This is a genomic window from Nocardia sp. NPDC019323 (assembly GCF_044389845.1).
In the GTDB taxonomy this organism is placed as follows: Bacteria; Actinomycetota; Actinomycetes; order Mycobacteriales; family Mycobacteriaceae; genus Nocardia; species Nocardia implantans.
Map to the genome: position 1 here is coordinate 856130 of NZ_JBIRYN010000002.1, position 24901 is coordinate 881030.

Consider the following 24901-nt stretch of genomic DNA (forward strand, 5'->3'; position numbering starts at 1 on the left):
TTACCGATCGATGGCGGGAAACGGAACAGTGTCGCCCGCGCGGCTTCCCGGGAGTTCGTCGCGGCGCAGCCGGAGGGTCGGCGGTTCCGGCCGGTGCAACGGCAGCGTGGGAGGCGGGTCGTCGCTGACAGCGCGCTCGCGGGCCGGGAGCCGGTAGAAGGCGCGGGCGTTGTCCTCGAGCACCGCGTACATGTCGGTGCCCACCACGTCGCAGAGCAGGTCCACGTCCGAGTCCCGGAACGGGCGCCCGGCTCTGGTGCCGGGCAGATCGGTGCCGAACATGAGGGCTTCCGGATTCACCGCGTGCACCCGGCGCAGCGTGTCGGCGACATTCATCGCGACCCGGCCGAAACCGGTCGCCTTCACCTTGGCTCCGCGGTCGACCAGATCCAGCAGGAAGGGCACCCCTTCGGCGGACATGCCCAGATGGTCGACCGACAGCGCGGGCAGCTTGGAGATGACCGGTTGCAGCGAGGCCAGCATCGTGCCGTCGATGTAGACCTCGACATGCCAGCCGGCCAGGTCGTAGGCGCGCAGCGCCTGCAACGTCATGCCGGTGATGTCGGTGGCCGCGCGCTTGAGGTTGAACCGCAGCGCGCGCACCCCGATCCGGTCCAGTTCCAGGATCTCCTCGTCGGTGGCGTCCAGATCGAGCCGGGTGACGCCGACCCAGCCCTCGCCCAGTTCGGCGAGGGCGGCCTTCAGGTAGGTCTGGTCCGTGCCCTGGAACGACCCGCTGACCACGGCGCCGCCGCTGATGTCGTAGCGCGCCATGCGCTTGCGGTAATCGGCGATGGTGAACGGGTCGGGCAGGTAGCCCTCGTTCTCGGCCAGCGGAAACCGCGGGTCGAAAATGTGCAGGTGGGCATCGAACACTTGTACAGAATGCCTCAGGGTCGGATTTTCCGCTGCCAGAGCTGGGGTGTCGCGACGGCGGCGGAGCGGTCACTCGGTGGGTGATCAGACCTTGTGCGGTTCGCTGGCGCGCAGCATGTCCTCGCGCTCGACGACCTTGACGCGCTCGCGGCCCTCCGGTTCGCCGAGGGAGCGTTCGTGCGCGTCGAGGCGGTACCAACCGGCCCACGTGGTGAACGGGATGCCCTTGCCCTCGAGGAACTCGATGACGGCCTCCGGCTCGGGCCGCTCGGCCGGGGTGAAGCGGGGAGCGTCGTCCAGCAGGCAGGCGATAGTCTCGTTGGCGTCGCCCTTGGTGTGGCCGATCAGGCCGACCGGGCCGCGCTTGATCCAGCCGGTGACGTAGGTGGCGGGCATGTAGCGCGCGGCGCCGTCGGCGTTCTCGTCGACGAGCACGCGACCGGCTTCGTTCGGCACGGTGCCGGCCTGATCGTCGAACGGCAGGTTGGTCAGGTTCTGCGACAGGTAGCCGACGGCGCGATAGACCGCCTGCACGTCCCAGTCCTTGAACACGCCGGTGCCCTTGACGTTGCCGGTGCCGTCGAGCTGGGTGCGCTCGGTGCGCAGGCCGACGACCTTGCCGTTCTCACCGAGGATTTCGGCGGGGGACTCGAAGAAGTGCAGGAACAGCTTGTGCGGCCGGTCGCCCGCGTCGCGGATGGCCCACTGCTCGAGCGTGTTGGCCACCATGTCGACCTGCTTGGAGTGCCGCCGCGCGGCCTCGGAGCCCTCGTCGTAGTCGATGTCCTCGGGGTCGACGATGACTTCGATGGTGGGCGAGTGGTCGAGTTCGCGCAGCTCCAGCGGGGTGAACTTGGCCTGCGCCGGGCCGCGGCGGCCGAAGACGTGCACCTCGACGGCCTTGTTGGCCTTGAGGCCCTTGTAGACGTTCGGCGGGATCTCCGTCGGCAGCAGCTCGTCGCCGGTCTTGGCCAGCACGCGGGCGACGTCGAGGGCGACGTTGCCGACGCCGAGAACGGCGACCTTCTCCGCGTCCAACGGCCAGGTGCGCGGCACGTCGGGGTGGCCGTCGTACCAGGAGACGAAGTCGGCGGCGCCGTAGGAGCCGTCGAGGTCGATGCCGGGGATGGGCAGGGCACGGTCGGCGTTGGCTCCGGTGGAGAAGATCACCGCGTCGTAGAAGGCGCGCAGGTCGTCGAGGGTGATGTCGGTGCCGTAGTCGATGTTGCCGAGCAGGCGCACCTGCGGCTTGTCGAGGACCTTGTGCAGGGCGGTGATGATGCCCTTGATCCTGGGGTGGTCGGGCGCGACGCCGTAGCGGATCAGGCCGAACGGCGCGGGCATGCGCTCGTAGAGGTCGATCGACACCTCGGCGTCGGACTTCATCAATGCGTCGGCGGCGTAGATCCCGGCCGGTCCGGCGCCCACGATCGCGATGCGGAGCGGGCGGGTCCTCGCGGTGTGCGCGTCAGGCCCGGAGGAGGAAGCCTGCGTCACCACGGAGGGCTCGCGGACACCGCCATCCTCTACTGCACTCTGTTCGGTCATCTCTTTACGCGCACCTTTATGGTCGAAACAATTAATGACGTCTGGGCTTAGCTTAGGCTAAGTTGACGCACCGGCTCGGTCGCACCCGTCCGGTGCGGACGCCGGCGTTGCCGGCTCGTGGCTGCACGGTGCTCCGTTCGCCGCGGCGTGGAGCTGCCGATTCGCTATGACAGCAGGCCGCCGTCCCGCGATTCTATCGGGATGGCCGATGCCGCCCCGCGTCGGTGCGTGAACCCGGCGGATGCCATCCACGGTCATGATCGTCGTCTACCCGCTCGCGCCCGGTCTATCGCCGCCCCTCGCTTCGGATCGGCGTCGCGCCTGGTCCGCAGCCGGGGGGCGAGCGCTCGATACCGCCGCCGACCAGGGATCATCGACTCATGACCGAACAGCATCCCGCCGCGGACGAGGACGAGATCATCCGCGTCGACCAGACCGACAAACGCTCGGTGGTCCCGTTCGTCGCCGCAGCGGTGGTCGCGGCGATCGTGCTGATCGCGATCGTGCTCGGCGGTGTGCTCTCGCCCGCTGAGAAAAATGTCACAGAGGCCGACCGCATCGCGGCGGCCGTCCGCAACTTCGTCGACGGCTCCAACCGCAGCGACGCCGTGCCGCCGCCCGGCACCGCGTGCCAGGGCTTCGACGCGACCCACTCACCGCTGGCGGGCCAGGACGGCGCCGGAAAGCCGGTCGAGATCACGAAAATCGACTCGCCCATGGTGGACGGCGACCGGGGCAAGGCGACCGTCACCACGAAGGTGGACGGGCAGGAGAAGACGACGACCTGGAATCTCACCAGATCCGGTGACAAGTGGCTGGTGTGCACCTGAGCGTTCGCGCAGGGTGCGCCACCGTTTGACACGGTGACCCGGGTCGGTGCAATCTCAGTCGAAGGTCATGAGAACCAGTGTCAAGCCCCGGCATTGCTGGTCGGCAACCCTCCTCCGCGGTGGGGTGCTCCGGGTGACGACCTGGCGGCGCCTCGGTCCCGGGCGCGGCAAGTGCGGATTCACAGGAGGTGCACATGAGTTATGCCGGTGACATCACCCCGCAGCAGGCATGGGAGCTGTTGCAGAACAATCCGGAAGCCGTCTTGGTGGACGTGCGGACGGAAGCGGAATGGAAGTTCGTGGGCGTCCCCGACACGAGTTCGATCGAGCGGCCGACCGTGCTGATCGAGTGGGTCGACTCGACGGGCGCGCGCAACGAGGCGTTCGTCGAGCAGTTGAAGCAGGCGCTCGACGGCCATGACCCGGAGGCTCCGGTGGTCTTCCTCTGTCGCTCCGGTCAGCGTTCGGTGGGCGCGGCGATCGCCGCCACCTCCGCGGGTTACCGCACCTCCTACAACGTGCTCGAGGGCTTCGAGGGCCCGCTCGACGAATTCGGGCATCGCGGCGGCTCCGGCTGGCGTGCTCTCGGACTGCCGTGGCGGCAGTCGTGATCACCGGCGGCGCGTTCGACAAGCCGCTGCCCGACGGCGTCGGCCCCGCGACGCTCGGCGTGCGCGGCGGCCTGCGGCGCTCCGGTTTCGAGGAGACCGCGGAGGCGCTCTACCTGACCTCCGGCTTCGTCTACGAGAGCGCCGAGGCGGCCGAGGCCGCGTTCACCGGCGAGGTCGAGCACTTCGTCTACTCCCGCTACGGCAACCCGACGGTGGCCATGTTCGAGGAGCGGATGCGCCTGCTCGACGGCGCCGAGGCGTGCTTCGCGACCGCGAGCGGCATGTCCGCGGTGTTCACCGCGCTCGGCGCGCTGCTGGGCGCCGGTGACCGGCTGGTCGCCGCGCGCAGCCTGTTCGGCTCGTGCTTCGTGGTGTGCAACGAGATCCTGCCGCGCTGGGGCGTTGAGACCGTCTTCGTCGACGGCGAGGACCTCGACCAGTGGGAGCAGGCGCTGTCGGTGCCCACGCAGGCGGTCTTCTTCGAGACGCCGGCCAACCCGATGCAGACGCTGGTCGACGTGCGGCGGGTGACCGAGCTGGCGCATGCGGCGGGCGCGAAGGTCGTGCTGGACAACGTGTTCGCCACCCCGCTGCTGCAACGCGGCTTCGAGCTCGGCGCCGACGTGGTGGTCTACTCGGGCACCAAGCACATCGACGGCCAGGGCCGCGTGCTCGGCGGCGCGATACTCGGGGCTCGGGACTACATCGACGGGCCGGTGAAAACGCTGATGCGCCACACCGGTCCCGCGCTGAGCCCGTTCAACGCGTGGACGCTGCTCAAAGGCTTGGAGACGATGCCGCTGCGGGTGCGCCATTCGACGGAGTCCGCCCTGCGCATCGCCCGCTTCCTGGAGAGCAACCCGGCCGTCAGCTGGGTGCGGTACCCGTTCCTGGAATCGCATCCGCAGTACGCGCTGGCCGCCGGCCAGATGAGCGGGGGCGGCACCGTGGTCACCTTCGAGTTGAACGCTCCCGAGAACGAGGCAAAGAAGCGCGCGTTCGAAGTCCTCAACCGGTTGCGCGTCGTCGACATCTCCAACAACCTCGGTGACGCGAAGTCGCTGATCACCCACCCGGCGACCACCACACACCGCGCCATGGGCCCCGAAGGCAGGGCCACCATCGGCCTGACCGACGGCGTCGTGCGCATCTCGGTGGGCTTGGAAGACGTGGAGGACCTGCTCCAAGATCTCGACCAAGCATTGGCCTGACCGGGAAGCCGTGGCCCGAGCGGTCAGCGGATCGGCACGGTTACGCCGGGTGACGACGGATCGCCGTGCAGGACCAGATGGCTCGGGGCCTCGTCCTTCTTGTCGTTCTTCTTGCCGTTCTTGTTCTTGCCGGGCAGGTCGAAGGCTAGGCGGAAAGTACCGGCGCGGCCGGGAGCGATGCGCGCGAAGTCGCCGGGCGGATTCAGCTCGGCGGTGCCCGCCGCGTCCGGCGGGAGCGAACGCCCGCCGGTGGTGACCAGTCGTTGCTCCGGGATGGACCAAGTCTGTTCGTGGTCGGACACATTGGTGACGGTAAGCGTCACGATCGTGCGCGAACCGCTTCCGGTGGCCGCGTCGGTGACGGTGAAGGCGAAGTTTCCGTCGCGCGTGGCGGGACCAGGATTCGCGGACTGCGCACCGGTCGAGGAATTGGTCGCCATCGCTTCGCGGTCGGTCGTGCTCGCGACGGGCGCGGACCCGTTGTCGATGCCGCCTGCCACCAGCCACACCGCCGCCGCGGCGGCCAGCGCCGCCGCCGCTGCCGCGGTCGCGATGCGAAGTTTCCGCCGAGGGCCGCGCTGCCCGGTCGGGGCGGGGGGCCGGACCTCGGGTGGCGGTTGCGTGGAGGTGACGACGGGCATGATCCTGGTCGGCGTACGGCCGGACGGTGGCATGGAGCCCGGTACCGGCGTGTTCGGTCGCGCGGACGGGTTCAGGGCTGCCGATGCCGCGGCGGCGAACTGTCCCGCGCTGCCGTAGCGCGCGTCCGGCTCCTTGGCCATTCCGCGGGCGATGACGTCATCGAGTGCGGCCGGGACGCCGTCGGCCGCACGTGACGCGCGCGGCGGCTCGGTCATCAGATGCGCGCGCATCTGCTGGGCCGGATCGCCAGCGCCGTAGGGCGGTTGTCCGGTCAGAGCCTCGTAGAGCACGCAGGCCAGCGAATAGACATCCGACCTGGCGTCGACCGTGCCCGTGAAGCGTTCCGGCGCCATGTACCCCAGCGTGCCCACCACCAGCCCGGTCGCGGTGAGCGCCGTGCCGTCGGCGGCGCGGGCGATGCCGAAATCGATCAGATACACGAAACCGCTGGTGTGCAGAAGGATGTTGCCGGGCTTCACATCCCGGTGCACGAGTCCGGCCGCATGCGCGGCATCCAGCGCCTCGGCGGCCTGGGCGATGACGTCCACGGCCCGGTCCGGCGGTAGCGGGCCCGATCTCAACCGGGTGCCGAGATCGATGCCATCGATGTAGGCCATCTCCAAGAACAGGTGGCCGTCGACCTCGCCGAACGCGTGGATGGGCACGATATGCGGATTGCGCGCCCGAGCCCCCAACCGCGCCTCCCGCTCGAAGCGCTGCCGATAGAGCGGATCGGCGGTATATGCCGAGGACAGCACCTTGAGCGCCACGGCGCGGCCGTCACGGTCGTGTGCCAGCCACACCTCGCCCATGCCGCCACGACCCAGCAAGCGTTCGAGGAAGTAGTTCCCGAACGTGCCACCGGCGCTCTGGATGGACATGCCTCGACGGTAGCGCCGGGTTCGGCCGCAGGCGCGGTCGGTGCTTCGATGCCGCGCGTCATGCGGAGACGGCTGTCGAGGGCCGAGCGATGGCCCGCAGGCCTGCCGGCGCCGGGCGTTCCGCTGGTCAGCCGTCGGTGCGTTCGATGTCGGTGAGATGGGCGATGTTGGCCTGGTCGTCCGGGGCCGAGCTCGGTTCGGTGGTGAACCAGGCGTCGAGGATTTCCCTGAGTTCGGCGCTCGAGGTCGAACGCAGGCTCAGGGCAAGGACATTCGCGTCGTTCCAGGTGCGGGCGCCCGCCGCGGTCGATGCGTCGGCGCAGAGCGCGGCGCGGACGCCGGCGACCTTGTTCGCGGCGATCGATGCGCCCGTGCCGGTCCAGCAGCAGACGACGGCCTGCTCGGCGTGACCGGAGGCGACGTCGCGGGCGGCCGCTTCGCTGGCCCACGCCCAATCGTCGCGTTCCTCGTCGGACAGCGCGCCGTGCAGCAGGAGTTCGTGGCCGCGCTTGCCCAGCTCGTCGACCAGTTCCGCGGCCACACCCACCCGCTCGTCCGCCGCCACCGAAATTCGCATGCGTCCAGCGTAGTTGCCGGTTCGCGGGTCCGCCGATCCGCGATTGACAGCATACTGTCAAATATGACAGCATACTGTCATGATACAGACAGTGCACATGGCCGTTTACGACACGCTCGCCGACTGGGAGGTGGGCGCGGCCACCGCGCACATCAACAAGCCGAACTGGCATCGGGAGCCGGGAACGTGGCAGGTGCAAACGGTCGGCCCGACGACGGAACCGATCACCACGATGGGTGGCATGCGCATCGTGCCGGACATCGCGCTCGCCGACCTGACCCCCGCGGACAGCGCAATGCTGATCCTGCCGGGCGCGGAGACCTGGGAGGGGCCGCAACTCGATCCGTTCGCGCACAAGGCGCGCGAGTTCGTGGACGCCGGTGTTCCGGTCGCCGCGATCTGCGGCGCGACGTTCGGCTTGGCCAAGGCGGGACTGCTCGACACCCGCAGGCACACCAGCAATGTCGCCGAGTACCTTCGCTACAGCGGGTATTCGGGCGCGGATCACTACGTCGACGAACCGGCCGTCACCGACGGTGACGTGATCACCGCCGGTGCGAGCGCGCCGTTCGAATTCGCCCGCGAGGTGCTCGGCAGGCTCGGCGTGTACGAGCCGCATGTGCTGGACGGCTGGTACGCGTTGTACGCGCACTCCGATCCGGCCGGATGGGCGGTGCTCGCGGAGTACGACGCGCAGCATGCGTGAGCGAGAATCGTCGGTGATCCGGGAAACCGGCCGCGGGTACCGGAGGTGAGCATGACCCCTGAACAGGAACTGTTCGCGGGGGCGGCGATCACGTCGTTCCGCCTGAACGGTCAATTCCTCGCGGTGGCCGAGGATTTGGCGCGACCGGCTGGTCTCACCGCCGCGTGGTGGCAGGTGCTCGGCGCGGTATTGCGAGCGCCGTTACCCGTCGCGGGGATCGCCCGCGCAATGGGCATCACCCGGCAGAGCGTCCAGCGCATCGCGGATCTGCTGGTGGACAAGGGTCTTGCCGAATACCGTCCCAATCCCGCGCACCGCCGCGCCAAACTCGTCGCGGTCACCGACGCGGGCCTGGCCGCGGTCGGCCGGATCAATCCGCAGCACGCGGTGATGGCGGAGCGGCTCGCCGAAGAACTCGGCCGCGAGCAGCTGGCGCTGACCGTCGAGGTGCTCACCAGTTTGTCCGCCGCACTGGACGCGATCACCGTCGGCCGCGCGTAGTACGGCGCGCGCAGTGGGGCGCCGGTAACGGCGGCACCGGGGGTGCGGGTGGATTTCACCCGCGGACGACTGATCCTGCGACGATCCGAAGCCTTCGGACGCCGGCGTTCCGCGTCGCGCGGGTCCGGTCGGAAGGGGCGTCGATCCCCGGCTCACTGTCCGCTCGGCGGAGGTCGCTGGACGGGCGCCCTGCCTCGCTGCGCCTTTCGAGGTGCGATCGCCCGACAGGTCGGTGCCCATCGCGCGGTGGCGAGCGGCTGGATATCGATCAGTCCGTGAACGGGGCTTTGGTCTTGCCGATCAGATCGGCGACCGAGTCCACGACCATCGTGGGACGGTAGGGGTAGGCCTCGAAAGACGCTCGGGTGGAGATGCCCGAGGTGACCAGGATGGTGCGCATGCCCGCTTCCAGGCCGGAGATGACGTCGGTGTCCATCCGGTCGCCGATCATCACCGTGGACTGGGAATGGGCGCCGATGCGGCGCAACGCGGAGCGCATCATCAGCGGGTTCGGTTTGCCGACGTAGTAGGGATCGCGGCCGGTGGCGCGGGTGATCAGCGCGGCCACCGAGCCGGTCGCGGGCAGCGAACCCTCGCGGGACGGGCCGGTCGGGTCCGGATTGGTCGCGATGAAGCGCGCGCCGCGCTCGACCAGCCGGATCGCGGTGGTGATCGCCTCGAACGAGTACGTCCTGGTCTCGCCGAGGACCACGTAGTCCGGGTCGCTGTCGGTCAGCACGTAGCCGATCTCGTGCAACGCGGTGGTGAGCCCGGATTCGCCCACCACGTACGCGGTGCCGTTGGGGCGCTGTTCGTTCAGGAATGTGGCGGTGGCCAGCGCGGAGGTCCAGATCGCTTCTTCGGGGATGTCGAGGCCGGTGTGCCGCAGCCGCGCCTGCAGATCGCGCGGCGTGCGGATCGAATTGTTGGTCAGCACCAGGAATGGCGTGTCGTTGGCGCGCAGTTCGGCGAGGAACTTGTCGGCGCCAGGGATGAGGTGGTCCTCGTGCACCAGCACGCCGTCCATATCGGTCAAGTAGGACAGGATCGGCTCGTCGTCTGCGTTCACGCGGCCATTATCCGCTATCGCTCAGCATCCGCCACGGCGGAAACATTTCGCCCCCTCGGCGGCGTTCTCCGCCGTGAAGATCATCCGCGCCGGGTCGTCGGCGCGGAGGACGGCAGCGTTGACTACTGTCGATGACGGATCGCGATGGCGGCGAAACGAAACGCGAGGAGCGTGGCAGATGAGCGGACTCAAGCTCGGATACAAAGCATCGGCGGAGCAGTTCGGTCCCCGTGAACTCGTCGAGATCGCGGTGCTGGCCGAGGAACACGGCTTGGACAGCGCCACCGTGAGCGACCATTTCCAGCCCTGGCGGCACAAGGGCGGCCACGCGCCGTTCTCGCTGGCGTGGCTGGCCGCGGTCGGCGAGCGCACCGAGCGCATTCAGCTCGGCACGTCGGTGCTCACCCCGACGTTCCGCTACAACCCCGCGGTGATCGCGCAGGCGTTCGCCACCCTCGGCTGCCTGTACCCCGATCGCGTCATGCTCGGCGTCGGCACCGGTGAGGCGCTCAACGAGATCGCCACCGGGTACACCGGCGAATGGCCGGAATTCAAGGAGCGTTTCGCGCGCCTGCGCGAGTCGGTCGACCTGATGCGCGCCCTGTGGACCGGCGACCGCGTCGACTTCGACGGCGAGTACTACAAGACCGTCGGCGCCTCCATCTACGACGTGCCCAAGGGCGGGATCCCGATCTACGTCGCCGCGGGCGGCCCGCTGGTCGCGCGGTACGCCGGGCGCGCGGGCGACGGATTCATCTGCACCTCGGGCAAGGGCATGGACCTCTACACCGAGAAGTTGATGCCCGCCGTCGCGGAGGGCGCGGCGAAGGCGGGGCGCAGCGCCGACGACATCGACCGGATGATCGAGATCAAGCTCTCCTACGACACCGATCCGGAGCTGGCCAGGGAGAACACCCGGTTCTGGGCTCCGCTGTCGCTCACCGCCGAGCAGAAGCACAGCATCACCGACCCGATCGAGATGGAGGCCGCCGCCGACGCGCTGCCCATCGAGCAGATCGCCAAGCGCTGGATCGTCGCCAGCGACCCCGACCAAGCGGTGGAACAGATCAAGCCCTACCTCGACGCGGGCCTCAACCACCTGGTCTTCCACGCCCCCGGCCACGACCAGCGCCGCTTCCTCGACCTCTTCCAGCGCGACCTGGCCCCCCGCCTCCGCGCGCTGGCCTAGACGTCCGCGAGTGGCACACCACGGAGAGGTCTTCTCGGCCGATGCCACGGTGGTGTGCCACTCGCGGGGTTACGCCCGGGGTTACGCCCGGCGGAGGGCGAAGATGCGCAGGTCGCGGGTGGTGCGGGTGCGGTAGGCGGCGTAGGCGCCGGTGATGTCGACGAAGCGTTGGAAGATGGCGTCTTTGTCGGGGTCCGGGACCGGAGTCGCGGTGACCTGGATGCGCTCGCCCGCGATCGCCACCGTCGCGGTGGGGTTGGCCAGGAGGTTGGCGGTCCAGGCGGGGTGGTGCGCCTGGCCGAAGTTGCTGCCGATCACGTAGAGGGTGTCGCCGTCGTGCACGTACAGCAACGGCTGGGTGCGCGGCTGACCGGACTTGCGTCCGATGGTGGTGAGCAGAATGACCGGCGCGCCGATCGGGCCGAGCACGGTGTACTTCGCGCCGGTACGCTCCAAGACCGCCCGGTCCAACGGGGTGAGCGCCCGAACGAGCCGGGAGCCGGCCTTCGTCGCCGCGAATCTGCTTGCCGCGCGAGCGAATAGGTTGGTCCGCGAACCCCACTGCCGATCCGGAAATTGCTCAGCCATGCCCGGACTATAGCGGCAGGGGAGCCCCGACCCCGGCGGCTTCGCGCCCGCAGCAGCACCCCCGCGGGTGACGATCGTCGCGCGGCGGGGTCCGGTTGCCGCTGGTTCACTAAGCTCTCGGACATGGCCGACAACGCTCCATCCGCCGTGTACATCGCCTCTCCCGAGGGCGACACCGGTAAGTCGACGGTGGCACTCGGGGTACTGCAGACGCTGTGCGCGACGACCGCGCGGGTCGGGGTGTTCCGGCCGATCACACGCTCGACCACCGAGCCCGACTACATCCTGGAACTGCTGCTCGAGCACAGCACCGCGGACATCGACTACGCGCAGGCGGTCGGCACCACCTACGAGCAGGTCCACGCCGACCCGGACGCGGCGATCAGCGAGATCGTCCTGCGCTTCCACGAGGTCGCCAAGCTCTGTGACGCGGTGGTCGTGGTCGGCAGCGACTACACCGACGTGGCCAGCCCCAGCGAGCTGCGCTTCAACGCCAGGATCGCGGTCAACCTCGGCGCGCCGGTGTTGCTCGTGCTCCGCGGCGCGGGCCGCACGCCGGACGAGGTGAAGCAGCTGGCCGAGCTGTGCGCGTCGGAGCTGGCGCACGAGCACGCGCAGCTGGTCGCCGTCATCGCCAACCGTTGCGACCCGCAGCGGCTGGACGAGGTGGCCGCGGCGCTGGGCGGCTTCGACGTCCCGTCTTGGACGTTGCCCGAGGTCCCCTTGCTGATCGCTCCCACCATGGCCGAGCTGTGCGCCGCGATCGGCGGCGAGATGTACAGCGGCGACCCGGAATTGCTGCACCGCGAGGCGCTGAAGGTCATGGTCGGCGGCATGACGGCCGAGCACATCCTGGAACGGCTGACCGAGGGCGTGGTGGTGATCGCGCCTGGCGATCGGTCCGACGTGCTGCTCAGCGTCGTGAACGCGCACGAAGCGGAGGGCTTTCCGTCGCTGTCGGGCATCATCATGAACGGCGGCCTGCTGCCGCATCCCGCGATCGCCCGGCTCATGACCGGCCTGAAGCCCAAGCTGCCGATCCTCACCACCGAGCTCGGCACCTACGACACGGCGGGCGCCGCGTACCGCACCCGCGGCCGCATGTCCGCGGGCAATCCGCGCAAGGTGGACACCGCCCTGGCCCTGATGGAGCAACACGTCGACGGCGCGGAGTTGCTGCGGCGCATCGACGTTCCGCCCAGTCCGGTGGTCACGCCGCAGATGTTCGAGTACCAGCTCATCGAGCGCGCGCGGGCGGATCGCAAGCGCATCGTGCTGCCGGAAGGCGACGACGACCGCATTCTGCGCGCGGCGGGACGGGTGCTGCAGCGCAAGATCGCCGATCTGATCATCCTCGGCGACGAGACGACGGTGCGCGCCCGAGCCGCCGAACTCGGGGTGGACATCTCCGCCGCGCAGGTGCTGGACCCACGCGCCTCCGGCTACCTGGACGAGTTCGCCGCCGAATACGCCGAGCTGCGCAAACACAAGGGCATGACGCTGGAGCGGGCCCGCGAGACCGTCGCGGACATCTCCTATTTCGGCACCATGATGGTGCACAAGGGCATCGCCGACGGCATGGTCTCGGGTGCGGCGCACACCACCGCGCACACCATCCGCCCGTCGCTGGAGATCATCAAAACGGTGGACGGCGTCGCCACCGTCTCCAGCGTGTTCCTGATGTGCCTGGCCGACCGGGTGCTCGCGTACGGCGACTGCGCGGTCGTGCCCGATCCGACGGCGCAGCAGCTGGCCGATATCGCGATCTCGTCCGCGGCGACCGCCGAGCGTTTCGGCATCGAGCCCAGGGTCGCGATGCTGTCGTATTCCACCGGCGAATCGGGCAGCGGCGCGGACGTGGACAAGGTGCGCGTGGCGACCAAGCTGACGCGGGAACGCGCACCGCAGTTGCCGGTGGAGGGGCCGATCCAATACGACGCCGCCATCGAACCGACCGTCGCCGACGCCAAACTGCCCGATTCCGAAGTGGCCGGGCGCGCGACGGTATTCGTGTTTCCCGACCTCAATACCGGCAACAACACCTACAAGGCGGTGCAGCGCAGCGCGGGCGCGATCGCGATCGGCCCGGTGCTGCAAGGGCTGCGCAAGCCGGTCAACGACCTGTCCCGCGGCGCGCTGGTGGCCGACATCGTCAACACCGTGGCGATCACCGCCATCCAGGCGCAGGACAGCTGATGCGCGCCGGCGCCGCCGCGGCGCGTGCGCGTCGCGGAACAAGCGCGTCGTGATCGTGGTTGCCGAGCGAGTGCGACGCGAGCGCGCGACACAGGAGGCGTGATGAGCAAGACGGCCGAAGGCATGGTGCTGGTGATCAACTCCGGCTCATCGTCCATCAAATACCAGCTGGTGGACCCGGATTCGGGTGTGGTCGCGGCATCGGGCATGGTCGAGCGGATCGGCGAGGACGAAGGCGGGATCGAGCATCGCGCCGACGGCGAGACCACCGAGCGCCGCGAGCGGATCGCCGATCACGCCGCCGGGCTGCGACTGATCTTCGACACCTTCGCCGCGACGGGTCACGATCTGGTGCGCGAAGGCGTGCGTGCGGTCGGGCACCGGGTGGTGCACGGCGGCGAGGTGTTCTACCGGCCCACCCTGATCGACGACGGCGTGGTGGCCGCGATCAGCGAACTCGCGGCGCTGGCGCCGCTGCACAATCCGGCCAACGTCGCCGGGATCGAGAGCGCGCGGCAGCTGTTGCCGGGCGTGCCGCAGGTGGCGGTGTTCGACACGGCGTTCTTCCACGGCCTGCCCGCAGCCGCGAAGACCTACGCCATCGACGCCAAAGTAGCGGCGGCGCACGGCATCCGGAAGTACGGCTTCCACGGCACCTCGCACGAGTACGTGTCCGGCCGTGCCGCCGAGCTGCTCGGGCGCGATCCCGCCGAGCTGCGGCAGATCGTCTTCCACCTCGGCAACGGCGCGTCGGCGTCGGCCATCCGCGGCGGGCATCCGATCGACACCAGCATGGGCCTCACACCGCTGGAAGGCCTGGTGATGGGCACCAGGTCCGGTGATCTCGATCCCGGCATCGTGGCGCACCTGGCGCGGTCGGCGCACCTGGACATCGATGCGATCGACACGCTGCTCAACCGGGATTCCGGGATCAAGGGCCTGTCCGGCGTGAACGACTTCCGCGAACTGCGCCGCCTCATCGACAGTGGCGACGAGGCGGCGCGGCTGGCCTACGACGTGTACATCCATCGGCTGCGGCGTTACCTGGGCGCGTACCTGATCGAACTCGGCGGCGTCGACGCGATCACCTTCACCGCAGGAGTCGGCGAGAACAGCCCGCAGGTGCGCGCGGACGCCCTGGCCGGTCTCGGCGGGTTCGGCATCGAGGTCGATCCGGCGGCCAATACCGCCGAAGACCGCGCCGCGCGGCGTATCTCCCCGCCCGGCGCGCAGGTCGCGGTGCTCGTGGTGCCGACCAACGAGGAACTGGCCATCGCACGCGCCGCGCGGCAGGTGGTCGACGGCTAGATCCAGGTCTTCGCGCGAATCGAGTTGGCCAGGTCGACGAGCGCGTAGCGATGCCTGCGGTTGGGCGCTCCGCGAGCCAGCGAGCGCAGGCCCGCTTCGGCGCCTGCTCGCAGTTCCCGTTCGGTGAACGGCGCGCCGAACAGCGTGGCATCGGGACGTTTCGGCGTGTTCCCCGCCTGCAGCCACGCCAGGGCCGCGCCGAGCACCAGCACCCGCATCTGCGCGACGCGACTCTCGCCCGCGGGCAGGCTCAGCACGCGGGACGCCGAGATGTGCAGGGTCGCCTCGTCGAGTTCGGCCACCGGCTCGGCGGTGACCATGAGCAGCACGGCCGTCATCCGCGCGGTGGTGAAATGCCGCGACGCGGCGGGCACGGCGTCGAGCGCCCGCACGGCCTGGTCCACCCGCCCGTCCGCCGCCAGTTGCCTGGCCAGCCCGAAAGCGGCGCTCACCACGGTGCGGTCGGTGCGCCAGACGGTCTCGTAAGCCTGCTCGGCGTAACTGCGCCATTGTTCGGGGTCCGGCGAATCCCAATGCTGGAGGATCAGTTCGGCGGTAGCGGCGAGCGCCAGTTGCGGCGCGAGTTCGCCGGGGAGCACGCGGAAGACCTCGTCGAAGTCGGTGAAGGCGCGCTCGTACTCCCGGTCGAGCAGTTCGGCCATGCCTCGATACCAGCTCACTCGCCAATCGCGTTCCGGCAGTCGCGAGAGCAGGTCCAGGACCGTGGCGGACTCACGCAGATCGAGCCGCACCCGCGCCTCGGCGAGGGTGAGTTCCAGATCGAGCGACTTCGGGGCGTTGCCCGGATCGGCCTCGGCTCGCTCGCGTGCCTGCCGTAGCGCCTCCAGCGCGTGGGCGGGGTCGGGGTGCACGGCGGCCGAGAGCAGGGGGGCCGACGGATCGGCCGGGTCCAGCAGCGGAATCGGCAACGCCGCCGCCACGTCCGGGGCATCGAGCAAGCTGCTGCGGGGGCGGCCGTCGGTGTAGGCGTCGGTCTGGCTGATCAGTTCCTCGGTGCCGAAACTGGCCCGCGGCGGCGTGAAGACCGTAGACAGCTGCGGGTGCTCGGTGTCGGTCTCCTGGGCGAGGATCTCCCGCAGCACGCCCGACATCTGGGCGGACATCGCGCGGGCGGAGGGGAAGCGGCGCTGGGGGTCCGGGTCGGTGGCGCACAGCAGCAGACGATGGAAGCACTGGTAGCGGGCCAGCACGGGCTGATCGTCGGGCTCGGGCAGGCCGTCGAGATAGCGGCCGTGCTCCGAGGGCATGTTCAAGGTGAGCACGGCCAGCGTGCGTCCGACGGTGTAGATGTCGGAGGCGATGGTCGGGCCGGTACGCGCGATCTCGGGCGCTTGGAACCCCCTGGTGCCATACAGGTTTCCGTACGCTTCGATAGTGGCGACGGCCCCCAGATCGATCAGTTTGACCTGATCATCGGTGACCATCACGTTGTCGGGCTTGAGGTCGTTGTAGGTCAGCCCGGTCGAGTGCAGGTAGTCCAGCGCGGGCAGGATCTCCAGCAGGTAGGCGATCGCCTCGGTGACCGGCATGCGCTGCGGGCGTTCGTAGGAGTCGAGGATGTCGCGCAACGACCGGCCGCCCACGTACTCCATGACGATGTAGCCGACGGGCGTGCCGTCCGCGCCGGTGTGCTCGACGAAGTTGTAGATCTTGACGATGCTGGGATGCGCCACCTCGGCGAGGAATTGGCGTTCGGCCACGGCGACCGCCTGCGCTTCGGCGTCACCGGCGTGCAGCAGGCCCTTGAGCACCACCCAGCGGTCGCTGACATTCCGGTCGATCGCCAGATAGATCCAGCCGAGTCCGCCGTGCGCGATGCAGCCCTGGATCTCGTACTGCCCGGCCACCATGTCGCCCGGGTACAGCGTGGGCCGGAAATCGAAGGGCGCGTCGCAGGTCGCGCAGGTGCCCGCCGTGGTCGCGGGCCTGGTCGCCGTCGCCCGGCCGACCGGTTTGCCGCAGCGCCAGCAGAATCGCCTCCCCTCGGAGACCACCGCGTCGGTGAGGACGGCGTCGCGGGGATCGGCGGGCGTCACCGTCGGGATCGGCACCAGCCCCGCGCCCAGTCGCCGGACCGCCGGGCGGGTGCGCGCGGTGCGCACGCTGCGTCCGGAGGTGCGCTGCGGAGCCGACGCGGGTTCGGAGTCCGTGCGCCGCGTCTGGTCCGATGTTGCTGCGGTCGCCGGCTCGTGCGCAGCCGTGCCCTGGATATCCACCGCTTCCGGTGGCTGTCGGCGTCCGGTGGGATCGGGCGACCATGCGGCCGTGCTCGACGTCGCTTCCGGTCGGTTCGTCTGCGGTCGGGTCGCGTCCGAATCCGCCTCGGCTGCCGACTGTTGCGCGTCCTTGGACGACGCTTCGCGTTTCGCGTCCCGCGCGCTGTCCCGCGTGGCCGTGCCGTGCTGTTCCGTGCGGGTGCGGTGGCGTGGGTCATCGGTGTGGGATGCCGATTCCCCAGTGACGGGTGCGGCTTGGTGCGGCGTCGCCGGTGCGTCGTCGGTGGGCGGGGCCGATTTTGCGGCTTCGCGAGCGGCCTGGTTCGGGTTCGCCTGCGCGTCATCGGTGGGGGAGGTCGATTCCCCGGCGGCCGGGGCGGCTGGGTTCGGTATCGCCGGTGCGTCGTCGGGCGGGTCCGTGTCTTCGGCGCGGTTCCAGGCGACCGTGCCGAACGCGGTGGCCGCGCGACCGATCGGCGTGTATGTGGTGTGCTGGAGTTCTTCGGGCGCAAGAGGTTCGGCGTCGTCGATCCTTCCGCGCCGCCCCGTCCCCGCGGGGCGAGACCCCAGGTGGCGCGGGCTCGCGTGGTCTGCGCGCGGTGGTTCGGCCGCCTCCTGTCCCTGCTGTCGCCCGGCCGACGCGGTGGATTCACCCTCGCACACGGCGGCCGGGCCGGGCCCTCCCGCGGCGTTCTCGTCCGGGTCGGGCTCGGGGGCGGACCGTGTGTTCATCGGCCCGTCAATCCTGATAGGTAGGGGCGGGCGGAGCGGGGACGGGGCCGAGGACGGTGAGATATTTCTGGTACAGCCCGACCCAGGTGCCGTCGTTGCGGATGCGTTCCAGCGTGCCGTTGACGAAGCGCACCAGGTCGTCGTTGCCCTTGGTGATGCCGAGGCCGTACGGCTCCTCGCTGATGCTGGCGCCGACCAGTTCGGTGTACGGGTCCTGGGCGGCCAGGCCCGCGAGGATGGCATCGTCGGTGCTGACCGCGTCCACCTGGCGTTGTTGCAGCACGACCAGGCAGTCGGCCCAGCTCGGAACGGTGAGGATGGTCGCGGCGGGCTGGTTGCGGCGCATGTGCTCCAGCGACGTGGTGCCGGAGACGATGCAGACCCGGCGACCCGCCAGATCGGCCAGGCTGCGGATCCCGGAGTTCTTCACCGCGAGCACCCGTTGATTGGCGCGCAGGTAGACGGTGGAGAACGTGACCTTCTCGCGCCGCTCGCAATTGATCGTCATGGTCTTGGCGACCAGGTCGACGGTGCGGTTCTGCAACGCCGACTCCCGCTCGGCGGAGCCGAGGCTGCGGAACTCGATCAGATCCGGGCTGCCGAGCAGATCGCGGGCCACCTCCCTGGCGATATCGGCGTCGAAACCGACGATGGCGCCGGAGACCGGATCGCGGTAGCTGAACAGATTGCTGCCGGTGTCCAATCCGACCAGCAGCCTGCCCCGCGCCCGGATCGCGTCGATCGCGGGGCCACGCGCGCCCGCTCCGGTCGGACGCAGGCTCGCGGTCGGGTCCCCGCACCGCGACGCGCCCGGCGCAGGCGGGACCGGCGAATCGGTCAGCACCGGAACGGCCTTGGCCGGCAACGGGGGATCGGTGTATTTCGGCGTCTTGCTCGACACCGGCGCGCCGGTATCGCTCGCACAGCCGCTCGCCAGCGTCACCACGACGAGGGCGGTCACCAGAATGCCGCGCGCGGATCTCATCGGTACTCCCGAAGCCGGGGCCAGATGCCCAGTCCGACATAGCCTGCCGCCAGAATGCCGAGCACCATCGCGCCCGCGCCCAGGAAGTCCAGGATGCGAGCGGCATGGGAGATCTTGTCCCGCAGCGTGTCCCTGGTCGCGGCGACGCCTTGCTCGAGCGAACGGTCCAGCGCCTCCACCTGCACGGTGACGTCCGCCGAGCCGGGGCCGGTCGCCACCACGGCCGCGCTGTTGAAATCGCCCTTGGCCAGCGCGTCGTTCATGCGCTGGTGCGCCACGCGCCAGCGCGCCAGCGCCGGTACGGCATTGCGCATCTCGTTCGCCGCGGGGGCGGAGCCCGGGTAGTTGCCGATCAGATCGGCCAGCCGTTCGATGTTCGCGTCGTAGGTGCGGTCGTAGTCGCCGGTCGCGTCGCGGCGCACCAATTTCAAGGTCTCCGCGGCCCGGGCCTGCTGCACCAGGATCCGGCTCTCGGTCAAGCGCGAGGATGGCACCGCGCCGTCGTCACGGGCGCTGATCATCGCCGCCGCCGACACCGAGCCCGCGATCACCGTCCAGGCCAGCAGGATCAGCATGGCCACCGACGCGAGCACCAGGCCGGGGTTGAGCACCCGCCGCCAGCGGCGCGCCAGATCACGCTGAACCCAGACCAGCACGCCGAGGGTGAGCAGCAGCAGGCCGATCGCCGACCAGGGCGGCCGCACGTGGTTGCGCTGCGCCGTGGTGACCGCCGCCGAGCGATGATTGTGCAGTTCCTCGGCCATCGGCAGCAGCTTGGTCTGCATCTGGTTGGACGCCTCGCTCAAATACGCGGCGCCGACCGGATACCCGCTGCGGTTGTTCGTCCGTGCGGTTTCCACCAGACCGGAGTACACCGGCAGGCCGGTGACTATGCCGGTGCGCAGCCGGGCATCCGGATCGGTCGCCGCGTCGGATTGGGTCACCAATTCCGCGGCTGCTTCGCCCATCGCCTGGGTGTAGCGATCGCGCACCGCTTGTGGTTCCAGCCCGCCCGCGATGAAGGCGGTGCTCGCCGCGGCGTCGGCGATCGACAGCGAGGTGTAGAGCCGCAGCGCCGAGTGCGCGTCCGGTTCGGTGTCCCGCAGCAACACGTCGAGGTCGTGCTGTCGATCACCGACCGTCCCCGCGGTGACGGAGCCCGCGGCCAGGCACAACCCGATGAGCAGCAGTCCGAGCGCGATCAGCCGTCCCGGTGAGGAATTGGCGAACGAACGCAGATTGGCCAGGTCGAGACGTTCGCGCACCACCGCGACGCTCAGGCCGCCCGGATCGTCTCGACCGGCGGGCTCTGGCGCGGACGACGGCCGGAGTTCGGCCGTCGTCGGCTCGGAGCTAGCCATGTCCACCTCCCCAGTTTGGGCCGCGTACGCGGATTTCTCGACGGCTGGACCGGATATCCGATCGATCCGTGCGTGTTGGTGCGGAGTTTATTGTGGTCGTACGGGCGCCGCGGCGTGTGAAACACCCCCGATTGGGAGGAGAAGGCGCTGCCGCGGCTGGACGAGGATGGGTAGGACATGCGTGGTGACGGTGACGGGTGGTCGCATGGCCCGGACGGACTGCGGCACTGGGGGCGCTTCGGCGCCGCCGGACTGCTCCTGCGCGCTCCGCTGGCCGGTGGCGGTTCGGCGGTGCTGCTGCAACACCGCGCTCCGTGGAGTCATCAAGGCGGCACCTGGGCGTTGCCCGGCGGCGCGCGGGACAGTCACGAGACGCCGGTGCACGCGGCGGTCCGCGAGGCGTGGGAAGAGGCGGGCATCGATCCCGCCGACGTCCGGGTGCGCGGCGAGCGGGTGACGGCGTCGGCGCTGAGCGGCTGGACCTACACCACGGTCGTCGCCGACGCGGTGATGACCCTGCCGACCAGCAGCAATCGCGAGAGCCTCGAGCTGGCCTGGGTCCCGGAGGACGAGGTCGAGGCCCGTCCGCTGCACCCCGGTTTCGCCGCGTCCTGGCCCACCCTGCGCGCCGCGCCCGCGCGGGTGCTGCTCGCCGAGCTCGGCGACGATCGAGCCGTCGCCGCCGCGCTGCCGCGCACGCTCGACCTCGCCGATCTCGGTTTCGTTTGGCTGCACTCGGATCCGGGCGGGCCCGGCGATTACGCCAGGATCGTCGACGAGCCCGGCGCGCAGGCCGCGGAGCCCGCGTCGAACGGGAACACGGCCGTGGAGACCGCGCTCTCGTTCACCCGAGGACAGGTGCTTTCCTGACCGTGGCGCTCACCCGTTCGCCAGCAGCGCCGTCTTGAGTTCGCGCGCCGCGGCTTCCGGATCTCGCGCCTCGGTGATCGCGCGCACCACGACGACCCGCTTCGCTCCGGCTTCCAGCACCTGCGCGAGGTTGTCGGCGTTGATCCCGCCGATCGCGAACCAGGGCCGGGTGGGATGGGCGTCGGCGGTGGAGCGGACCAGCTCGGGGCCCGCCGCCTGCCTGCCGGGTTTGGTCGGGGTCGCCCAGATGGGACCGGTGCAGAAGTAATCGATGTGCTCATCGATCGCGGCGAGTCCGGCCTGCGCGCGATTGTGCGTCGATCGTCCGATCACCACGTCGGGCCCGAGGATCCGGCGCGCGTACCACGGCGGCAGGTCGCCCTGCCCGAGGTGCAGCACGTCGGCGGTCGCGGCCAGCGCGATGTCGGCGCGATCGTTCACCGCGACCAGCCCGCCGTGCCTGCGCGCGGCGGCCTTCAGCTCGGCCAGCGCGCCGAGCTCGGCCCTGGCCTCCAACGGGCCGAACTTGGCCTCGCCCGGTGATCCTTTGTCCCTGAGCTGGATGATGTCGACTCCGCCTGCGAACGCGGCCTCGGCGAACTTCGCCAGATCGCCCTTCTCCCGGCGGGCGTCGGTGCACAGATACAGCCGCGCGTTCGCCAGACGCTCCCGCGGCGAGGCGGGTCGATTGGGGTGGGAGGGTTGCACGCCTTCGACCGTAGCCGCGCTACCGTGGGGATGCGAAACAGGAGGCAGGTGGATCGGATGCGGACTCTGGCCGTCGTCGGTGGCGGCGCCATCGGGCTCGCCGTGGCCGGGCGGGCCGCCGAGGCCGGTTGGTCGGTCACGCTGTTCGATCCGGCGATCGCGACCGGGGCCTCCTGGGTGGCGGGTGGCATGCTCGCGCCGCTGTCGGAGGGCTGGCCCGGCGAGGACCGGGTGCTCGAATTCGGCGCGGCGTCGCTGGCCCGCTGGCCGGAGTTCGCCGCCCGACTCGCGGCGGCGACCGGCGTCTCGGTCTTCGTGGCGGACGAGACCATGACCCTCGCGCTGGACGCGGCCGACGCGGCCGACTTGCGCACGGTGGCCGACTGGGTCGGCGCGCGCGGGCACGAGCTGCGGCTGCTCGACCGTGCCGGGGTGCGCGAGCTGGAACCCGGCCTGGCCAGGACAGTGCGCGCCGCGCTGCTGGCGCCCGCCGAACCCGCGATCGACAATCGCAAGCTGGTCGCCGCGCTGCGGCAGGCGGCGGAGGCAGCGGGCGTCGTGGTGCGCGCGCAGTCCGTAGACTCGCTGACGGAACTTCCGCACGACCAGATCGTGCTGGCCGCGGGCGCCGCATCGGCCCGGTTGTGGCCGGAGCTGCCGGTCCGCCCCGTCAAGGGCGAGATCCTGCGCCTGCGGCACCGGCCGGGCGTCGCTCCCGCGCCGCGCCGGGTGATCCGGGCCAGGGTGCACGGGCGCGCGGTGTACCTGGTGCCGCGCGGCGACGGGATCGTCGTCGGCGCCACGCAGTACGAGGCGGGTTTCGACACCGCGGTCACCGTCGCGGGCGTACGCGACCTGATCGCCGACGCGGAGGCGGTGTTCCCCGGCATCGGCGAATACGAGCTCGCCGAGGCGAGCGCCGGTTCCCGGCCAGGCAGCCCGGACAACCTGCCGCTGATCGGCAGGCTCACCGACCGGATCATCGCGGCCACCGGGCACGGCCGCAACGGCATGCTGACCATGCCGCTCACGGTGGACGCGGTGGCGGGCCTGCTCGGCGGGGCAACGCTGCCCGAAGCGGAAGTAGCCGACCCGCAACGCTTTTCGACGACTGTAGGAGGAATACGATGACGCTGTCATCCGTCCCCATCGGTGTCACGGTGAACGGCGAGGAGCACGAGTTCGCCGAGTCGCTGACCGTGCGCGAGTTGCTGGAACGCCTCGAATTGCCGTGCCGGGGCGTCGCGCTCGCGGTGGACGGAGCGGTGTTCCCCAAGTCCCGCTGGGACGAACCGGTCGGGCGCGGCTGGCAGATCGAGGTGCTGACGGCGGTCCAAGGTGGCTGAGGCTGCGGCGGCGTCCGCGCATGCCCCACTGCGGATCGCCGACCGGGAGTTCGGTTCCCGCCTGATCATGGGCACCGGCGGCGCGGAGAACCTCGCCGTCCTGGAAGAGGCGCTGATCGCCTCCGGCACCGAGTTGACCACCGTGGCCATGCGGCGCATCGACGCCGCGGGCGGCACCGGCGTACTGGACCTGCTGAAACGACTGGACATCGCGCCGCTGCCGAACACGGCGGGCTGCCGCACCGCGGCAGAGGCGGTGCTCACCGCGCAGCTGGCCCGTGAGGCGCTGGACACCAACTGGGTGAAGCTCGAGGTGGTCGCCGACGAGCGCACCCTGCTGCCCGACCCGGTCGAACTGCTCACCGCCGCCGAACAGCTCGTCGACGACGGGTTCGTCGTGTTGCCCTACACCAACGACGACCCGGTGCTGGCCCGCCGCTTGGAAGAGGCGGGTTGCGTGGCGGTGATGCCGCTGGGCGCGCCCATCGGCACCGGCCTCGGCATCGGCAATCCGCACAACATCGAGATGATCGTCGCCGACGCGAACGTTCCGGTCATCCTGGACGCGGGCATCGGCACCGCCAGCGATGCCGCCCTCGCCATGGAACTCGGCTGCTCGGCGGTGTTGCTCGCCACCGCCGTGACCCGCGCGAAGCGCCCCGAGCTGATGGCCGCGGCCATGGCCGACGCGGTGCGCGCCGGTTACGCGGCGCGCTTGGCCGGACGAATCCCGAAACGGTTCTGGGCCCAGGCGTCGTCCCCGGCGCTGTGAGGCGTCGAGTCGAGTCGCCGACGCCGGGTTCGGGACTCAGCCGTTGACGAAGGTGAGGTTCGTCGCGTCGTAGCGGTCGCCCGCGATCTGCTCCGGCGGGGCGGCGGCCTCGATGGCGGCGAGGTCGTCGGCGGACAGGTCGATGGTCAGCGCGGCGAGGTTCTCCTCCAGGTAGCGCTGCCGCCTGGTGCCAGGAATCGGCACTACGTCCTCGCCGCGGTGCTGCACCCAGGCCAGCGCGAGCTGCCCTGCGGTGACGCCCTTCTCGGCGGCGAGTTCGTTCAGCTTCGCGACGATCGCCAGGTTCCGTTCGAGGTTGCCGTCGGCGAAGCGCGGCTGGCTGCGCCGCACATCGTTGTCCGCCAGAGCGTCCACCGAGCTGTACCGGCCGGTCAGGAACCCGCGCCCGAGCGGGGAGAACGGAACCACGCCGATACCGAGTTCGCGGCAGACCGGGACGATTTCCGCCTCCAGGTCGCGCGTCCACAGGGACCATTCGCTCTGCAACGCGGCGATCGGATGCACCGCGTGCGCGCGCCGAATGGTGTCCGCGCTCGCCTCCGACAGCCCGAGGTGCCGGACTTTTCCTTCCCGCACCAGTTCGGCCATCGCGCCGACGGTCTCCTCGATCGGCACCTGTGGGTCGACCCGGTGCAGGTAGTAGAGGTCGATGTGGTCGACGCCGAGCCTGCGCAGCGAAGCCTCGCATGCCTGTCGCACGTAGACGGCGTCGCCGCGGATGCGGGTGGGCTCGCCCAAGCGGTTGGCGAAGCCGAATTTCGTGGCGAGCACCACGTCGTCACGGCGCCCGGCGATCGCCCGCCCGATCAACTCCTCGTTGTGCCCGGCGCCGTAGAAGTCGGCGGTGTCCAGCAAGGTGACCCCCAGGTCGAGGGCGTGGTGCAGCGTCGCGATCGATTGCTCGTCGTCCGCGGCGCCGTATGCGTGGCTCATACCCATGCACCCGAGACCCTGCGCCGATACCGCCAACTCGCCGAGCTGCCGCCTGCGAATGTCGCTCATACTGCTACCTCCTGCACTCGAATCCGTCGCCCCCGACGCTAAAAGCTGGAGTGCGCTCCATGTCAAACCCCGTATCGATTCCCGCGAGTGGCACATGGTGGAGACCCTTCTCGCGCTTCGCCGCAACCATGTGC

23 protein-coding genes and 1 riboswitch are annotated in these 24901 nt (G+C 70.1%); of the genes, 12 read left to right on the forward strand and 11 right to left on the reverse strand.

All coding sequences use genetic code 11. From position 1 onward, the window contains the following. A complete protein-coding gene (locus ACH49X_RS11320; protein ID WP_357109088.1) occupies positions 1 to 876 on the reverse strand; it encodes an amidohydrolase family protein in 876 nt (291 codons plus the stop codon). Positions 877 to 960: 84 nt separating this feature from the next. Next, a complete protein-coding gene (locus ACH49X_RS11325; RefSeq protein ID WP_323124528.1) occupies positions 961 to 2424 on the reverse strand; it encodes an FAD-dependent oxidoreductase in 1464 nt (487 codons plus the stop codon). A gap of 380 nt (positions 2425 to 2804) precedes the next feature. Between ACH49X_RS11325 and ACH49X_RS11330 the strand changes: the two genes are divergently transcribed. From ACH49X_RS11330 to ACH49X_RS11340, 3 genes are all read left to right on the forward strand, one after another. Continuing rightward, positions 2805 to 3254, forward strand: coding sequence for a hypothetical protein (locus tag ACH49X_RS11330; protein WP_195080816.1), 450 nt, complete (start codon positions 2805 to 2807; stop codon positions 3252 to 3254). A gap of 63 nt (positions 3255 to 3317) precedes the next feature. Beyond that, a riboswitch (SAM riboswitch) is annotated at positions 3318 to 3434 on the forward strand. A 14-nt stretch (positions 3435 to 3448) separates the two neighbouring features. Then, complete coding sequence (locus ACH49X_RS11335; RefSeq protein WP_195080815.1) at positions 3449 to 3865, forward strand: rhodanese-like domain-containing protein; 417 nt, start codon at positions 3449 to 3451, stop codon at positions 3863 to 3865. After that, positions 3862 to 5076 (forward strand): O-succinylhomoserine sulfhydrylase, encoded by a 1215-nt coding sequence (locus ACH49X_RS11340; protein WP_195081035.1) that lies wholly within the window; start codon positions 3862 to 3864, stop codon positions 5074 to 5076. Before ACH49X_RS11335 ends, ACH49X_RS11340 begins: the two co-directional genes overlap by 4 nt. 23 nt (positions 5077 to 5099) lie before the next feature. Here the strand turns inward: ACH49X_RS11340 and ACH49X_RS11345 are convergent, their stop codons facing one another. Continuing rightward, the gene (locus ACH49X_RS11345) at positions 5100 to 6599 is read right to left on the reverse strand and encodes a serine/threonine-protein kinase (RefSeq protein WP_357207279.1); all 1500 of its coding nucleotides are present in this window, start codon (positions 6597 to 6599) and stop codon (positions 5100 to 5102) included. A 127-nt stretch (positions 6600 to 6726) separates the two neighbouring features. After that, positions 6727 to 7176 (reverse strand): RpiB/LacA/LacB family sugar-phosphate isomerase, encoded by a 450-nt coding sequence (locus ACH49X_RS11350; RefSeq protein ID WP_195080813.1) that lies wholly within the window; start codon positions 7174 to 7176, stop codon positions 6727 to 6729. 79 nt (positions 7177 to 7255) lie between these two features. Here ACH49X_RS11350 and ACH49X_RS11355 point away from each other — a divergent pair, with 79 nt between their 5' ends. Both ACH49X_RS11355 and ACH49X_RS11360 read left to right on the forward strand, forming a co-directional pair. Next, positions 7256 to 7882: a type 1 glutamine amidotransferase family protein gene (locus tag ACH49X_RS11355; protein WP_357109099.1), complete on the forward strand. Its 627-nt coding sequence runs from the start codon at positions 7256 to 7258 to the stop codon at positions 7880 to 7882. Positions 7883 to 7933: 51 nt separating this feature from the next. Then, on the forward strand, positions 7934 to 8383 hold the full coding sequence (locus tag ACH49X_RS11360; protein WP_357109103.1) for a helix-turn-helix domain-containing protein: 450 nt from the start codon (positions 7934 to 7936) through the stop codon (positions 8381 to 8383). 268 nt (positions 8384 to 8651) lie between these two features. On the opposite strand, the gene ACH49X_RS11365 is transcribed toward ACH49X_RS11360, so the two are convergent. Beyond that, positions 8652 to 9410 carry an HAD-IIA family hydrolase gene (locus ACH49X_RS11365; RefSeq protein WP_195081034.1) on the reverse strand — a complete coding sequence of 253 codons (759 nt, stop codon included), beginning with the start codon at positions 9408 to 9410 and terminating at the stop codon, positions 8652 to 8654. Positions 9411 to 9630: 220 nt separating this feature from the next. On the opposite strand from ACH49X_RS11365, the gene fgd reads away from it, so the two are divergent. Further along, positions 9631 to 10641: a glucose-6-phosphate dehydrogenase (coenzyme-F420) gene (gene fgd / locus ACH49X_RS11370; RefSeq protein ID WP_067796748.1), complete on the forward strand. Its 1011-nt coding sequence runs from the start codon at positions 9631 to 9633 to the stop codon at positions 10639 to 10641. A gap of 81 nt (positions 10642 to 10722) precedes the next feature. Here fgd and ACH49X_RS11375 read toward each other — a convergent pair whose 3' ends face one another. Continuing rightward, entirely contained in the window at positions 10723 to 11229 is a 507-nt protein-coding gene (locus ACH49X_RS11375) for a nitroreductase/quinone reductase family protein (protein WP_357109106.1), read from the reverse strand. Positions 11230 to 11352: 123 nt separating this feature from the next. Between ACH49X_RS11375 and pta the strand changes: the two genes are divergently transcribed. Beyond that, positions 11353 to 13425, forward strand: a complete 2073-nt coding sequence (pta, locus tag ACH49X_RS11380) for a phosphate acetyltransferase (protein ID WP_195080809.1) — start codon at positions 11353 to 11355, stop codon at positions 13423 to 13425. A 102-nt stretch (positions 13426 to 13527) separates the two neighbouring features. Continuing rightward, positions 13528 to 14733 carry an acetate kinase gene (locus ACH49X_RS11385; protein ID WP_357109111.1) on the forward strand — a complete coding sequence of 402 codons (1206 nt, stop codon included), beginning with the start codon at positions 13528 to 13530 and terminating at the stop codon, positions 14731 to 14733. Here the strand turns inward: ACH49X_RS11385 and ACH49X_RS11390 are convergent. The 3 genes from ACH49X_RS11390 to ACH49X_RS11400 form a co-directional block, all read right to left on the reverse strand. Continuing rightward, positions 14730 to 16964, reverse strand: a complete 2235-nt coding sequence (locus ACH49X_RS11390) for a tetratricopeptide repeat protein (RefSeq protein WP_397069743.1) — start codon at positions 16962 to 16964, stop codon at positions 14730 to 14732. The genes ACH49X_RS11385 and ACH49X_RS11390 overlap by 4 nt on opposite strands. A gap of 745 nt (positions 16965 to 17709) precedes the next feature. Continuing rightward, positions 17710 to 18687, reverse strand: a complete 978-nt coding sequence (locus ACH49X_RS11395) for a glutamate ABC transporter substrate-binding protein (RefSeq protein WP_195080807.1) — start codon at positions 18685 to 18687, stop codon at positions 17710 to 17712. Then, positions 18684 to 20048, reverse strand: a complete 1365-nt coding sequence (locus ACH49X_RS11400) for a hypothetical protein (protein ID WP_357109118.1) — start codon at positions 20046 to 20048, stop codon at positions 18684 to 18686. Before ACH49X_RS11400 ends, ACH49X_RS11395 begins: the two co-directional genes overlap by 4 nt. 177 nt (positions 20049 to 20225) lie before the next feature. On the opposite strand from ACH49X_RS11400, the gene ACH49X_RS11405 reads away from it, so the two are divergent. Beyond that, positions 20226 to 20918, forward strand: coding sequence for an NUDIX domain-containing protein (locus tag ACH49X_RS11405; protein ID WP_195080805.1), 693 nt, complete (start codon positions 20226 to 20228; stop codon positions 20916 to 20918). A gap of 9 nt (positions 20919 to 20927) precedes the next feature. Here the strand turns inward: ACH49X_RS11405 and thiE are convergent, their stop codons facing one another. Continuing rightward, positions 20928 to 21626 (reverse strand): thiamine phosphate synthase, encoded by a 699-nt coding sequence (gene thiE, locus ACH49X_RS11410; RefSeq protein ID WP_195080804.1) that lies wholly within the window; start codon positions 21624 to 21626, stop codon positions 20928 to 20930. Positions 21627 to 21683: 57 nt separating this feature from the next. On the opposite strand from thiE, the gene thiO reads away from it, so the two are divergent. From thiO to ACH49X_RS11425, 3 genes are read left to right on the forward strand one after another with little or no spacing between them, the layout of a single operon-like run. Beyond that, the gene (gene thiO, locus ACH49X_RS11415; RefSeq protein ID WP_357207283.1) at positions 21684 to 22757 is read left to right on the forward strand and encodes a glycine oxidase ThiO; all 1074 of its coding nucleotides are present in this window, start codon (positions 21684 to 21686) and stop codon (positions 22755 to 22757) included. Then, a complete protein-coding gene (gene thiS / locus ACH49X_RS11420) occupies positions 22754 to 22972 on the forward strand; it encodes a sulfur carrier protein ThiS (protein ID WP_195080802.1) in 219 nt (72 codons plus the stop codon). Before thiO ends, thiS begins: the two co-directional genes overlap by 4 nt. Further along, the gene (locus ACH49X_RS11425; protein ID WP_195080801.1) at positions 22965 to 23744 is read left to right on the forward strand and encodes a thiazole synthase; all 780 of its coding nucleotides are present in this window, start codon (positions 22965 to 22967) and stop codon (positions 23742 to 23744) included. The genes thiS and ACH49X_RS11425 overlap by 8 nt, the downstream gene beginning before the upstream one ends. Positions 23745 to 23780: 36 nt before the next feature. Here ACH49X_RS11425 and ACH49X_RS11430 read toward each other — a convergent pair whose 3' ends face one another. Next, positions 23781 to 24767: an aldo/keto reductase gene (locus ACH49X_RS11430; RefSeq protein WP_357109125.1), complete on the reverse strand. Its 987-nt coding sequence runs from the start codon at positions 24765 to 24767 to the stop codon at positions 23781 to 23783. Between the last annotated feature and the right edge of the window lie 134 nt (positions 24768 to 24901).

What these genes read in the sequence shown, in the direction of transcription:
- fgd (WP_067796748.1), top strand. Translation starts at nt 9,631, where the DNA reads ATGAGCGGACTCAAGCTCGGATACAAAGCATCGGCGGAGCAGTTCGGT.
- ACH49X_RS11365 (WP_195081034.1), bottom strand. Translation starts at nt 9,410, where the DNA reads ATGGACGGCGTGCTGGTGCACGAGGACCACCTCATCCCTGGCGCCGAC.
- ACH49X_RS11385 (WP_357109111.1), top strand. Translation starts at nt 13,528, where the DNA reads ATGAGCAAGACGGCCGAAGGCATGGTGCTGGTGATCAACTCCGGCTCA.
- pta (WP_195080809.1), top strand. Translation starts at nt 11,353, where the DNA reads ATGGCCGACAACGCTCCATCCGCCGTGTACATCGCCTCTCCCGAGGGC.
- ACH49X_RS11405 (WP_195080805.1), top strand. Translation starts at nt 20,226, where the DNA reads ATGCGTGGTGACGGTGACGGGTGGTCGCATGGCCCGGACGGACTGCGG.
- ACH49X_RS11330 (WP_195080816.1), top strand. Translation starts at nt 2,805, where the DNA reads ATGACCGAACAGCATCCCGCCGCGGACGAGGACGAGATCATCCGCGTC.
- ACH49X_RS11375 (WP_357109106.1), bottom strand. Translation starts at nt 11,229, where the DNA reads ATGGCTGAGCAATTTCCGGATCGGCAGTGGGGTTCGCGGACCAACCTA.
- ACH49X_RS11430 (WP_357109125.1), bottom strand. Translation starts at nt 24,767, where the DNA reads ATGAGCGACATTCGCAGGCGGCAGCTCGGCGAGTTGGCGGTATCGGCG.
- ACH49X_RS11355 (WP_357109099.1), top strand. Translation starts at nt 7,256, where the DNA reads ATGATACAGACAGTGCACATGGCCGTTTACGACACGCTCGCCGACTGG.
- ACH49X_RS11345 (WP_357207279.1), bottom strand. Translation starts at nt 6,599, where the DNA reads ATGTCCATCCAGAGCGCCGGTGGCACGTTCGGGAACTACTTCCTCGAA.
- ACH49X_RS11335 (WP_195080815.1), top strand. Translation starts at nt 3,449, where the DNA reads ATGAGTTATGCCGGTGACATCACCCCGCAGCAGGCATGGGAGCTGTTG.
- ACH49X_RS11350 (WP_195080813.1), bottom strand. Translation starts at nt 7,176, where the DNA reads ATGCGAATTTCGGTGGCGGCGGACGAGCGGGTGGGTGTGGCCGCGGAA.
- ACH49X_RS11360 (WP_357109103.1), top strand. Translation starts at nt 7,934, where the DNA reads ATGACCCCTGAACAGGAACTGTTCGCGGGGGCGGCGATCACGTCGTTC.
- thiS (WP_195080802.1), top strand. Translation starts at nt 22,754, where the DNA reads ATGACGCTGTCATCCGTCCCCATCGGTGTCACGGTGAACGGCGAGGAG.
- ACH49X_RS11325 (WP_323124528.1), bottom strand. Translation starts at nt 2,424, where the DNA reads ATGACCGAACAGAGTGCAGTAGAGGATGGCGGTGTCCGCGAGCCCTCC.
- ACH49X_RS11395 (WP_195080807.1), bottom strand. Translation starts at nt 18,687, where the DNA reads ATGAGATCCGCGCGCGGCATTCTGGTGACCGCCCTCGTCGTGGTGACG.
- ACH49X_RS11400 (WP_357109118.1), bottom strand. Translation starts at nt 20,048, where the DNA reads ATGGCTAGCTCCGAGCCGACGACGGCCGAACTCCGGCCGTCGTCCGCG.
- thiO (WP_357207283.1), top strand. Translation starts at nt 21,684, where the DNA reads ATGCGGACTCTGGCCGTCGTCGGTGGCGGCGCCATCGGGCTCGCCGTG.